Origin of the sequence: Corynebacterium sp. HMSC064H12, from assembly GCF_001809925.1 — a bacterium.
In the GTDB taxonomy this organism is placed as follows: Bacteria; Actinomycetota; Actinomycetes; order Mycobacteriales; family Mycobacteriaceae; genus Corynebacterium; species Corynebacterium jeikeium_D.
Genome location: NZ_KV799346.1, coordinates 1 through 11,797 on the forward strand (window position 1 = coordinate 1; position 11,797 = coordinate 11,797).

8 protein-coding genes and 1 pseudogene are annotated in these 11,797 nt (G+C 59.9%); 4 read left to right on the forward strand and 5 right to left on the reverse strand.

What is annotated here, in order from left to right; translation table 11 throughout:
• Positions 1 to 214 precede the first annotated feature (214 nt).
• Together HMPREF2681_RS06945 and coaE are read left to right on the forward strand one after the other, a co-directional pair.
• Positions 215 to 1,324, forward strand: coding sequence for a glutathione S-transferase family protein (locus tag HMPREF2681_RS06945; protein WP_371259423.1), 1,110 nt, complete (start codon positions 215 to 217; stop codon positions 1,322 to 1,324).
• A gap of 33 nt (positions 1,325 to 1,357) precedes the next feature.
• Positions 1,358 to 1,999, forward strand: coding sequence for a dephospho-CoA kinase (gene coaE / locus HMPREF2681_RS06950; protein ID WP_049190004.1), 642 nt, complete (start codon positions 1,358 to 1,360; stop codon positions 1,997 to 1,999).
• Here coaE and HMPREF2681_RS06955 read toward each other — a convergent pair.
• The 3 genes and pseudogenes from HMPREF2681_RS06955 to HMPREF2681_RS06965 form a co-directional block, all read right to left on the reverse strand.
• Positions 1,932 to 3,147: pseudogene (locus HMPREF2681_RS06955) on the reverse strand (aminotransferase class I/II-fold pyridoxal phosphate-dependent enzyme). The gene coaE and the pseudogene HMPREF2681_RS06955 overlap by 68 nt on opposite strands.
• A gap of 104 nt (positions 3,148 to 3,251) precedes the next feature.
• On the reverse strand, positions 3,252 to 3,941 hold the full coding sequence (locus tag HMPREF2681_RS06960) for a hypothetical protein (RefSeq protein WP_240593373.1): 690 nt from the start codon (positions 3,939 to 3,941) through the stop codon (positions 3,252 to 3,254).
• A gap of 94 nt (positions 3,942 to 4,035) precedes the next feature.
• On the reverse strand, positions 4,036 to 4,920 hold the full coding sequence (locus tag HMPREF2681_RS06965; RefSeq protein ID WP_049193954.1) for a DUF559 domain-containing protein: 885 nt from the start codon (positions 4,918 to 4,920) through the stop codon (positions 4,036 to 4,038).
• A 398-nt stretch (positions 4,921 to 5,318) separates the two neighbouring features.
• Here HMPREF2681_RS06965 and uvrB point away from each other — a divergent pair, with 398 nt between their 5' ends.
• Positions 5,319 to 7,451 (forward strand): excinuclease ABC subunit UvrB, encoded by a 2,133-nt coding sequence (gene uvrB / locus HMPREF2681_RS06970; RefSeq protein ID WP_016422912.1) that lies wholly within the window; start codon positions 5,319 to 5,321, stop codon positions 7,449 to 7,451.
• A 132-nt stretch (positions 7,452 to 7,583) separates the two neighbouring features.
• Positions 7,584 to 8,024: a universal stress protein gene (locus tag HMPREF2681_RS06975; protein ID WP_005511992.1), complete on the forward strand. Its 441-nt coding sequence runs from the start codon at positions 7,584 to 7,586 to the stop codon at positions 8,022 to 8,024.
• A 68-nt stretch (positions 8,025 to 8,092) separates the two neighbouring features.
• Here the strand turns inward: HMPREF2681_RS06975 and HMPREF2681_RS06980 are convergent, their stop codons facing one another.
• Positions 8,093 to 9,187: a DNA glycosylase AlkZ-like family protein gene (locus HMPREF2681_RS06980; RefSeq protein ID WP_070546566.1), complete on the reverse strand. Its 1,095-nt coding sequence runs from the start codon at positions 9,185 to 9,187 to the stop codon at positions 8,093 to 8,095.
• A 34-nt stretch (positions 9,188 to 9,221) separates the two neighbouring features.
• Complete coding sequence (locus tag HMPREF2681_RS06985; protein ID WP_070546568.1) at positions 9,222 to 11,723, reverse strand: HelD family protein; 2,502 nt, start codon at positions 11,721 to 11,723, stop codon at positions 9,222 to 9,224.
• Positions 11,724 to 11,797: the final 74 nt, after the last annotated feature.

Here is an 11,797-nt window from a genome sequence, read left to right on the forward strand (position 1 = left end):
GGCATGCGGACACACTTTTCTTTACTTAACCCTCTAGGGCGGGCTTACGCTTCACCAGAAGTAGTTTGCTGCACAGTAACCGGCTGCTGGCGAAGCGCAAGCCGTCCTAATGGCCCTAATGACTCTAATGCCCTGGTGGCCCTGTCGATTTTGGTGGCTCTGGCGGTCTTTACTGCCGTTGACAGCCTATCTTTCTGCCCATATGATTGGTGACATGACAACAAAGGACGAAGCCAAGCAGGTAGATAACGCTAACCAGGTAGAGGATTCCTCCCGCTCCACCGGTGGTGTGTACTCGCAGGAGGGTAAGGACTTTAACCGCGACACCCGCTATATCAACGACCGCATTGTTAAGAACGGTCGCGAGGTAGGCGACGGAATTAAGACGTGGCCCGTTGAAGCCGGTCACTACCGCCTCATCGCGGCTCGCGCGTGCCCATGGGCACACCGCACGCTTATTGTTCGCAGGTTGCTCGGCTTGGAAGATGCAATTTCAGTCGGAATTCCAGGGCCAGTGCACGATGCCCGCTCCTGGACATTCGACAAAGGCCCAGGTGGCCGCGATGAAGTACTCGGCTACGAGCGCCTGCAGGAGGCATTCCTCAAGCGTTTCCCGGACTACCAGCGTGGCATTACTGTTCCGGCCATCGTCGAGATCGAGTCGGGCGAGGTCGTGACCAATGACTTTCCCTGGATCACCTTGGACTTCATTACCGAGTGGACCGAGTTCCACCGCGAAGGCGCCCCGGATCTTTACCCGGTGGAGATGCGCGAGGAAATGGATGAGCTTATGCAGTTCATCTACACCGAGATCAACAACGGCGTCTACCGCTGTGGTTTCGCAGGCTCGCAGGACTCCTACGACAAGGCTTACGACCGGCTGTTCGATGCCCTAGACAAGGTTTCTGAGCGCTTAGAGACCCGCCGTTACCTCATGGGCGACCACATCACTGAGGCCGACATTCGCCTTTACACGACCCTGATCCGCTTCGATGCCGTCTACCACGGCCACTTCAAGTGCAACCGGAGCAAGATTTCCGAGATGCCGGTTCTATACAACTACCTGCGTGATCTCTTCCAGACTCCGGGCTTCGGCGACACCACTGACCTCGTCGATATCAAGCGCCATTACTACGAGGTCCACCGCGACCTCAATCCTTTAGGGATTGTCCCGAAGGGGCCGGAGCTCTCTGACCTGCTCCAGCCGCACGGCCGTGAGGCCCTTGGTGGCAGCCCATTCGGTAACGGCACCGCCCCGGCCCCAGTCAACCCAGATCCCGTTGAAGAGGGTCACCGCATCGAGGATCTCGTCGTAAAGCACTAACGTGCGGGGGCGTGTCCACGTACCCTTAGAGACATGCTCAAAGTAGGACTAACCGGCGGCATGGGCAGTGGGAAATCTACGGTCGCCCGTAGGTTTGCCGAGCTCGGTGCCGTCATCATCGACGCTGATCAGATCGCTCGCGACGTCGTCGAACCCGGGGAACCGACGCTTGCCGAACTCGCCGAAGCTTTCGGCGAGGGCATTTTGCTTGACGACGGCTCCCTCAACCGCGGCGAGCTTGCGAAGCGCGCCTTCGTATCCGCGGAGAAGACGGAGCTGCTGAACTCCATCACCCATCCGCGTATTGAGCAGCGCACCGAAGAGCAGTTCAACGCGGCAGGTGACGCCATCATTGTTTTTGACTCTCCGCTGTTGATTGAAATGGGGCAGTCGGAAGCACAGGACCTCGTCGTAGTTGTGCATACCCCGGTGGAGGTCCGTCTCGACCGTCTGGTGGAAAGCCGCGGTGTAGACCGAGAGGATGCGAAGCAGCGCATCGCTAAGCAAATCAGCGATGATAAGCGCCTGCAGTTCGCCGACGTAGTTCTGGAAAACTCAGGCACCGAGGAGGACCTCGTGCGCCAGGTCGACCGGATTTGGGAGCGGATTATTCAGCCGCTGAATCAGATTCGTCAGCTGCAGGCCGGGCAGCAAGATAATCCCGCAGCCGGATGATAGCCTCCTCAATCACCTCGGCGCGCTTGCAGAAAGCGAACCGCACCAGGTAGCGGTACTTTTCTGACTCTGGGTCATCCACAAAAGCGGTGACGGGGATGGCTGCGACGCGGCATTCCTTGACCAGGCGGGTGCAGGTCTCCAGGGCGTCGCCAAGCCCCCAGCTCGAGACATCGGCGACGACAAAATACCCTGCCTGCGGCGTGAAGACGTCGGCGCCAAGGCCCTCCAACCCATCGGCGAGGAGCCGCATGTTGCCCTCGAGCTGACCCGCCAGCTCGTCCACCCATGGGGCACATTCCTGCAGGCCACGGGCGACTGCGGGCTGAAGGGGAGTGGCGCCGACATAGCTCAAGAACTGCTTGGCCTTGACGACGCCATCGAGTAGTTCGGTCGGGGCCAGCGCCCAGCCGATCTTCCATCCGGTGACGTTGAAGGTTTTTGCGGCGCTGGACACGACAATGGTTCGCTCGCGCATGCCGGGCAGAGCGCTGATGGAAGAGTGTGACAATCCGTTGAAGTACAGGCGTTCGTAGACTTCGTCGGCAAGCACGAGTAGATTGTTTTGCGATGGCGACATCGGCGATGGCCTGCAAGTCCTCCTCCGTGAGGACGGTGCCGGTGGGGTTGTGCGGCGAATTGATGATAATCATGGCCGTTTTAGCGGTGACGGCATCGGCAAGCGCGCTGCGGTCGAGCGACCAGGAGCGTGCCGTGCCGGAAGCTGCGGGGATGAGCGGCACCGCGGTATATGTGCAGTTAGCCAGTGCGATGGCGGCTTTGTACGAGTCGTAGTACGGCTCGATGACGATGACGTGGCTGCCGGGTTCGAGATGCCCCAAGGCGGTGGCGGCAATCGCCTCCGTGGCGCCGACCGTGACGAGGCATTCGGTGTCGGCGTCGTAGACCTGCCCCGTGCGGCGGGCGCGATCGGCGACGATAGCCTCGCGGAGCACCTTCATGCCGCGGCCGGGGCCGTACTGGTTGTTTCCTCCAGCTATCTGATGTCGCGCCTCCGCGAGCACCTCCGCCGGCCCATCCCAATCGGGGAAGCCCTGCCCAAGATTGATTGCCTCGTGCTCGGTAGCGAGGCGGGACATGGTGGCGAAGATGGTCTCGCCGAAGGGGCGCAAGCGGGAAACTGTCATGGTTTCACTGTAGGCGGGAGTTTGCGGGCTTGTTGCGATTCCCCATCGGCGAATCGCGGCTGGCGGCCAGCAGTTGCACCGACTGCCGACCGCCACCTGGTGCGCTAGTACATGTAAATCTTCGCGTTGTTGCCGCCGGTGCACACGACAACGTCGTCTTGTGTGCTGCAGCTGAGGTCGTAGGTCTTCCCGGTCGCGGGGCTCTTGGCCTTGATGTTTGGCTGCAGGTGGTCGCGGATATTGTCCTCCGAGGCGTTAAGCCCCTCGGTCTGCTGGTTGAAAACGGCCTTCGCAAAGTCGCAGCTGGTATTCGGGCCCGCCGCGATGAGGTTGAGGCCGTACCCATCGCCGTAGATGCAGGTGGTTGCCTGTTCGCCGGCCGCCATGAAGGTAGATCCCGGCGAGGGGTTGTTGTAGATTTCAGCGGTCATGTCCTGACGAAGCCGGCTCCCGTCGCCGTTGTCGCCTCTTTCGCTTGACGACGTCGACGCGCCACCAGTCTCCGCCGTCGATGTATCGCCTCCCTGGTCCGGTGCAGAACCGGTTGGGTTTGGCGTGTTGCCCGAACTCTTGTCAGACACGCCATCCTCGGTCTGAGTAACGGTAGTGGTTTCAACCGGAGCAGCAGATTCGGGCGCTGCTTCAGTTTCCTGTGTTGAGCAGGCGGTGAAAGCCAATGCGGTGGTAGCGAGGATGCCGGCCACAAGGGCTCGGTGTGAGGTTGCTTTTCGAGTGGTGGAACCTGGGCGAGTCGTAGCGGGCGTGTGGACTGGTGTGCGGCGCGAAGTGTTCATAGGCGCCAGGCTAGTTGCTGTTCGGTCAGTTTTCATTACAAAATAAATAACAATTTGGCAAGTGGATGGCTGTTTATCTCGCGATATCGGCTGTTTATCGCTGCTTATTGGCGTAGCCAACCGTTGGATTCCATTCCCAAACTTTCTGACAGGCAGGCCATCCTGGTTTATAGTCCACGCGGGGACGGCGCTTTTGCACCCATCGAATTGCCTGCTCGATCTCGTCGAGGACGCTGTCGAGATTCCAATTGATGCATGAGTCTGTGAACCGCAGGACTATCCAGCCGTGCAGCGTGCCGGAGTTGGCCTTCCAGCGATCTGCGATGAACGAGTCCTCGTTAGCGTGGTACGTCTCTGAGTCGACTTCGATAGCTATTTTCCACTGGTCAAGCAGGATGTCGAAGCAGTAGGGGCCGATGTACTGGTTCATTCGGATGCGGTACCCGCGCTTGATTAGTGGACGGGCCAGCTTGCGCTCGAGTTCGCTGCATGAGCCGATTGGCGTGGTGGCGATGGTTTCACGCAGCCAGGCGGGAACTTTCCGCATCCGGCTGAGGTCGTGGTTGAGTCGCTTCTCGCCGTCCCGGCCGGCGTAGTGTGTTTCCAGGATTCTGCGTGCATAGTCTTTTGAAGCTCGTGCTGCCCAGAGTGCTTCGACAACTGGGAGGCCATTGATGCTGGTGTAGGACGGTAGGCGGCTGTGCCTAATGGAGAAGGTCTCGGCCTGAACTGATCCCGCGCCTTCTGCCTGGATAGGAAGTGTCAGGGGAAGTCTCAAGTGGATTTGAGCTGCGCTTTTACCGGTTAGCGCAATGCTTTTGTAATGCCCCGTGATTGCTCGGGCGACTGAGGCGGGAGAGTGGTCGTCAATGTAGAGGCCACGTACCAATTTAATTAGCCTGCCTTGTTGTAGGAGGGCTCTGGTCTTTTTCTCTCCGATGCCGAGTGCACGCAACTCGGCCGTGGTGAAACTTCCCATGGTCGGGACTCTAAGCTTTTTCGGCCCAGGGGATTTTCTGTGAGAGAGGCTCCACGTCCAATCTGTGGACAACTTTCAGGGTGTGGATAACCCAGGCCTCCCGCAGCCTTGCAGCCTTGCAGCCTCGCAGCCGCAGCCGCGGACCATCGATAAGACGGCTTGCGCTTCACCAGGAGTCAGTCCATGCGCACTAAGGGCCAGCTGGTGAAGCGGAACCCGCCTTTGCTGGCCTGGCAGCGACTTTATGCCAGCCTTGTCCAAATCTGTGCCGATTTTAATGTTGGTCCGGAACTCGACAGCCGCTCCTAAGCCCCTGGGCCCCAGCCCTGGACAGCCCAAAGCCCCAGGAAGTAACGTAACCAGCCGCTTTCAAGACAGCCTTCGCTACGCTGGGAACTATGGCATTTGCAGCAGAGCAACCCGTCCTCGCGCACTCGGAGTTCCGTCCCGTCGGTGAAGTCGAGCGCGCTGAGGGAAACTTCGAGGTCATCAGCGAGTTCGAGCCCTCGGGCGACCAGCCGCAGGCAATCGCGGAACTGTCGGAGCGCCTAGATAGAGGCGAGCGCGAGGTAGTCCTGATGGGTGCCACGGGCACCGGTAAGTCAGCCACCGCAGCGTGGTTGATCGAAAAGGTGCAGCGGCCAACCCTCGTCATGGCACCGAACAAGACGCTTGCGGCCCAGCTGGCCAATGAGCTCCGCAGCCTGCTGCCAAACAACGCGGTCGAGTACTTCGTTTCGTACTACGACTACTACCAACCCGAGGCCTACATCGCGCAGACCGATACCTATATTGAAAAGGATTCCTCCATCAACGAGGACGTGGAGCGCCTGCGCCACTCGGCTACTTCAGCGCTGCTGTCGCGTCGCGACGTAGTCGTCGTCAGCTCTGTTTCTTGCATCTATGGCCTGGGTACCCCGCAGTCATACCTCGACCGTTCGGTGTGGCTGAAGGAGGGCGAGGAAGTCGACCGCGACCAGTTCCTGCGCCTTTTGGTGGACATTCAGTACGCCCGCAATGACATTGCCTTTACCCGCGGCACCTTCCGAGTAAAAGGTGACGTGGTCGATATCATCCCGGCCTACGAAGAAAAGGCCGTGCGGGTGGAGTTCTTCGGCGACGAGATTGATTCGCTGTACTACCTCAATCCAGTCACAGGCGACGTCATCGACCAAGTCCCTGAGCTGCGCATCTTCCCAGCTACGCACTACGTCGCAGGCCCGGAGCGGATGGAACGGGCCGTCGCGGACATCAAGGCCGAACTCGCCGAACGCCTGGCGGATCTGGAAAACCGGGGCAAGTTGCTGGAAGCACAGCGTCTGCGCATGCGCACGGAGTACGACCTCGAAATGATTGAACAGGTCGGCTTCTGCTCCGGCATTGAGAACTACTCGCGCCACATCGATGGTCGCGCGCCGGGCTCGGCCCCCGCGACGCTCATTGACTATTTCCCGGAGGACTTCCTCACCATCATCGATGAGTCGCACGTCACCGTGCCGCAGATTGGCGGCATGTTCGAGGGCGATGCCTCCCGTAAGCGCAACCTCGTCGACTTCGGTTTCCGCCTCCCATCGGCGTTGGATAACCGCCCGCTGACGTTCGACGAATTCGATGCCCGCGTGGGCCAGGTCGTGTTCATGTCCGCAACGCCGGGTGACTATGAGCTCGAAAAGACCGGTGGCGAGTATGTGGAGCAGGTTATTCGTCCGACTGGGCTGGTGGACCCCAAGATCGTCGTTAAGCCTACTGAGGGGCAGATCGATGATTTGATCGGCGAGATCCGAAAGCGCACCGAGCGTGACGAGCGCGTTCTCGTCACAACCCTGACGAAGAAGATGGCGGAGGATCTGACCGACTACCTGCTCGAAAATGGCGTGCAGGTGCGGTACATGCATTCGGATGTGGATACGCTCAAACGCGTTGAGCTGCTGCGGCAGTTGCGTCTCGGCGAGTACGACGTGCTGGTCGGTATTAACCTGCTGCGCGAGGGGCTGGACTTGCCCGAGGTTTCGCTGGTGGCAATCCTCGACGCCGACAAGGAGGGGTTCCTGCGTTCGGAGCGCTCGTTGATTCAGACGATTGGTCGTGCCGCGCGAAACGTCTCCGGCGAGGTGCACATGTACGCCGACAAGATCACCGATTCCATGCGGTTCGCCATCGACGAGACGGAGCGCCGCCGCGAAAAGCAGATTGCTTACAACACTGAGCATGGCATCGATCCGCAGCCGCTGCGCAAGAAGATCGCGGACATTCTGGATCAGGTCTACGACAACGCTGACACCGATTACGAAGGCAAGACCGGTGCGGCCGCTGATGCGCTGCTCTCGCGTGCCGACGGCTCGGGCGCGGCCGATGGTGCTAGCGGTAAGCAGATGCCGAGGGCGGAGCTCGAGGCGCTTATCGCGGACCTGTCGGAGCAGATGGCCGCGGCTGCGCGAGAGTTGAAGTTCGAGCTCGCGGGGCGCTTGCGCGATGAGATTTTCGACCTCAAGAAGGAACTTAAGGGGATGATTGAGGCCGGTGTCGAGTAGTTTTTTGCTACTGTTGTGGGAAGTAAAACAGTGTATTCGCGAAAGTGGCTCTGGCCAGTGGGTTCGGGGCAACGACGGCGTTACGCACGATGAACTGTTTTAATGCAACTTCCACAGTGAGGGATAGTTTTCATGAGTGATTACAAGACCATTGTTGTCGGCACGGATGGTTCTAAGTCGTCGCTGCTCGCAGTAGAGCGCGCTGCCTCGATTGCCGCGGCTTTCGATGCCACCCTGGTTATCGGCTGCGCTTACTACGAGACTGCAGAGGATGCGTCCAAGACCCTGCGCCAGGATTCGGTTCAGGTCCTCGGTGATGACCCGGCTCAGAAGAACCTGGCTGCTGCTAAGGAGGCCGCAGAAGCCGTCGGCGCTACCAAGGTTGAGACCGAGGTTCGTTCCGGCTCCCCGGTTGAGGCTCTGATGTCTCTGGTCACTGACCGTCGCGCTGACCTGCTGGTGGTTGGCAACCGCGGTATTAACTCGCTGACTGGTCGTCTGCTGGGCTCCGTGCCGGCTGATGTTGCTCGTCAGTCGGACTGTGACGTCATGATTGTTCACACTGTGAGCTAACAAAACGGTGAGCTAGTAGTTTAGCTTTCGCTTTAAACCGGCATCTCTTAGTTGAGGTGCCGGTTTTTCTATTGCCGGCCGGTGATAATCCCTTCTTCAACTACAAAAGGCCAGCTAATTCCGTTTCTGGTTAAGACCTGGTTGCGAAGGGATTCAGGAAGAATTTCGGTGCGGCTGCCGTAGCCCATGAGGTACTCGTCAAAAGCGGGCAGTCGAAGCGTCAGTGAAAGCGCGGCTTCAAGCTCGGCTTCAGTTACGTTCTGCTGCCATGTCGGCATGAAGTACTCATTTTGCGCGAGATTTTCGCCGATGAATTCTGTGCCAGTTGGCGCGTCCGGAGAGGCAGAGGAATCGAGGGAGAAAGGAGCTATTAAGTGGTCGATAAGCTTAAAGGCCTTTTTCGCTTGAGTTTTCGTCAGCCCCAGCCACCACGCGAAGTCAGCTACACAGATAGGTCCGCGGGAATTAACATAGCGCCAGGCAATGTCGGCCAGCGTGGATTCAGCTGAGTGTTCTGTGCTGGAGCCCTCTGTGGTATTTGCTGAGAGGCCGTCTTTGGACGTTACGTCGGCAAGCAGGACGAAGGTATCTTCGGATCCTCTTCGTGGCCCTTGGACGACAGCGCCTTCGCCGCCGAATGTGCGCAGTATGTGAGGACCTCTTTGTTCCGTGGGGTCTATTCCATGATCTGCGAAAACCTCATAGGCTTCAGTCCGAGTCAGCGGGTCGGACAGGCCACGTGAGCGCAATTCGGAATGAAATGCTGCCCTTGCGGTCTGCACATCATCTTGAGAAAGCCCGAGTGTCGTACGACGTCTTGCTGCTGCCTTTTCGATGCGCGGATTCGTCAACCTCATAATTGCTCCCGCGTCTTGCGCTGAAACAAAGTGCAGGGTGCCTCGTTGCGACCAACAGCGAACGATGTCGTAAGAAGAAATGGCTGCTAAAACATCGTCGGTGGTGCTGCCACTGCGCAAGGCGATGGCATCAACACCGTTCGAATAATTCTGTCCTTGCAGAGCAACCATGCCATGCGTTGCTGATAATGCAGGCGACTTGAGGTTTGTATTCCAATCGCTGCGTGCTTGACTTGCAGCTAACCCCTGGGCAATGAGACGGCGTGCGCGAAGTTCAGCTAGCTGAGGTAGATAGTTTTGGGACATTATGTCTCACTCATTCTGTACGGCACTATCCTCGTCATTCTAACCATTGCAGCTCCGGCAAAACGCCCGACTGCTGAGGCGCCACAACAATTAGCCCCTGGGTCGCACGAGTCAGTGCAACGTACAGGTCCTGTAGCCCCTGTGGGGATTGCGCCACAATCTGGTCGGGCGCAACGACGATGACCTCGTCGAATTCCAGGCCTTTTGAGGTCGTGATGTCGTAGACCGCGCAGTTGGTGAGTTTGCTGGGGCGAGTAGCAGGTGCGTCATCGGCGGCACTAGCCCCGCCAGCACCATCAGGGTCACCATCTCCATCAGCTCCACCACCGAGAAAATCCCGCACCTCCGCGCGCGTGGCTTCGAGCAACTCGGCGGGCGCGATCACAGCGACCAGGCGGTCCGGCTGCGCAACCTGCTCCACATGCGCCAGAGCCTCCGTCACGGTGCGAGCCTGGACAGGCTTGCGGCCGGTCGCGCGGATCGACTGCGGTGCCTCCAGCTCCGGATCAATCTCGGCCAGGACGCTGGCGGCGACCTCCATCACCTCAGCTGGGGTGCGGTAGTTGACGGTCAGCTCGTGGAGATGCCACCTCGAGCCGATGATGGGTTCCAGCACATCATCCCAGGTCGCGGCACCTGCGGGGGAGCCCGTCTGGGCCACGTCGCCGACGAGGGTCATCCAGCCGTTGGGGCTGCGGCGGCGCAGCATTCGCCAGGCCATCGCGGAGAGTTCCTGAGCCTCGTCGACGATGACATGGCCGTAGGCCCACAGACGATCCGCCGCCGCCCGCTCGGCGGTGGATCGCAGGTCGCGCTCACGGTGGCGTTCGGCCAGTGCCTCGGCATCGATGACGTCATACGCTGACAAAATCTCGGCCTCGAAGCCGTCGTCAAGATCCTGGGATGCAGAACTGGACAGGGTATCCAACGCGCCCTGCGCTTCCTCGACGCGGGCCTGCCAATCCTCTTCATCGGCCTCCGCGTCACCAACTGGGCCGAGGAGTTCCGCCAGCTCGTCGAGAAGCGGGGCGTCGGAAGGCATCCAGTCGGTGCCTTCCGGCCGGTAGAGAGCCTCGCGCGTCAGCTCGTCGTAATCGGTGGCGGCGTAGTCGATGGCCTCGCGAGAGCTCAGCAGTTCCGACAGCACCCGCTCGGGTGTGAGTGCGGGCCACAGCTCATCGAGGATGTCGGCAACTGCTCCGGATTCGTCGATTTCGTCGCGTAGATCGGCAATGTCGGTCACGGACAGCAGGTTTTCGCCGCCCAGCGGATCGGCACCGATGACCTCGGCCATCTGTGCGGCCAGGAGCTCCACCACGTGATCGCGGAAAATCGGGCGAGCCAGATTGTGGGGTTTACGAGTCCTCCGCGCACGCGTGCGTGCAGCTTTCACCATGTCAGGTGTGATCGTCAGGGTGATGTTGTCGTTCCGGACTTCAAGAGGTTCCGCGGGCAGCTCCTGGTAGGCCCGCACGGCCTCACGCAGGATCGTGAGCATCTCAATCGAGCCCTTAACTTCCTGCGCAACCAGGGGTTCGGGGTTGTGCCCGTCGATAAGCGCGTTGGAACCGCGCACGCCGGGGTAGAGATCGGCAATGGTGGTCAGTACCACGCCCGTTTCGCCGAGGCTCGGCAGCACGCGCGAGATGTAGTCGAGGAAGGTTGTGTTCGGGCCGATGATGAGGACACCGGTTTTCGCCAGTTGATTGCGGTAGGTGTAGAGAAGCCACGCGACGCGATGCAGCGCCACCGCCGTCTTGCCCGTGCCGGGACCGCCCTGGACGACCAGGGTGCCGCGGGTGGAGTCGCGGATGATGAGGTCCTGCTCGCGCTGAATGGTCTCCACAATGCCGCGCATATGGCCGGTGCGCGCTTGATTCATGACCTCCCGCAGCACCGATTCGCCACCGACGCCCGCTTCAACTTCGGTCTCGTGTGCGCTGTCGGCTTCCTCGCCGGAGAGCCATTCGTCGTCAATGCTGCGGACCTTCCGGCCGTGAGTGCGCAGGTGTCGACGCAGACTGACTCCCTCGGGATGCGCGGTCGTGGCCAGGTAAAACGGGCGCGCGCCGTCGGCACGCCAATCCATGATGACCGTGCGGTAGTCGTCGTCTTCATCGGACAGGCCGATTCGCCCGATGTATCGCTTATCGACGTTCGCCCCCGGCCCTTCCTCTGACAAAGGATTGTCGGGGTCTGTGTCATCGATATCGATTCGACCAAAGACCAGGCCAATCTCGGCTGAGCGGTAGCGGTCCAGATTAGCCTGTAGTCGGTGGTATTCCACCTCGCGTTCAACGCGGGCTTGCGGGTCTGGGTCGTCGATGAGCATGACCTGGCGCAGGTACTCTTGGTCGCGCTCGCGTGCCCGGTCGAGGAAGCTGAACGCACGGTCGACGTAGGCTTGTTCGGCAGCGAGGGTACTCTCTTCTTCTCGCTGTGGTGCTGAACTTGCCTGGTCCGGCAGACCTGCCTGGCCAGTGTGGCCAATGCGGCCTGTCTGGTCCTGCCCGGGCTCGGATGCGCGCGACGCCAACCTGGTCTCCTCAACGAATCGCAAAATTAGTGCTAACTGATGTGCTGAATGAATATAAAAATATGAAAACGCTC

Bases quoted from the DNA above. Each gene is read 5' to 3' on its own strand.
- HMPREF2681_RS06965 (WP_049193954.1), bottom strand. From the start codon at position 4,920: ATGGGAAGTTTCACCACGGCCGAGTTGCGTGCACTCGGCATCGGAGAG.
- HMPREF2681_RS06980 (WP_070546566.1), bottom strand. From the start codon at position 9,187: ATGTCCCAAAACTATCTACCTCAGCTAGCTGAACTTCGCGCACGCCGT.
- HMPREF2681_RS06960 (WP_240593373.1), bottom strand. From the start codon at position 3,941: ATGAACACTTCGCGCCGCACACCAGTCCACACGCCCGCTACGACTCGC.
- coaE (WP_049190004.1), top strand. From the start codon at position 1,358: ATGCTCAAAGTAGGACTAACCGGCGGCATGGGCAGTGGGAAATCTACG.
- HMPREF2681_RS06945 (WP_371259423.1), top strand. From the start codon at position 215: ATGACAACAAAGGACGAAGCCAAGCAGGTAGATAACGCTAACCAGGTA.
- uvrB (WP_016422912.1), top strand. From the start codon at position 5,319: ATGGCATTTGCAGCAGAGCAACCCGTCCTCGCGCACTCGGAGTTCCGT.
- HMPREF2681_RS06975 (WP_005511992.1), top strand. From the start codon at position 7,584: ATGAGTGATTACAAGACCATTGTTGTCGGCACGGATGGTTCTAAGTCG.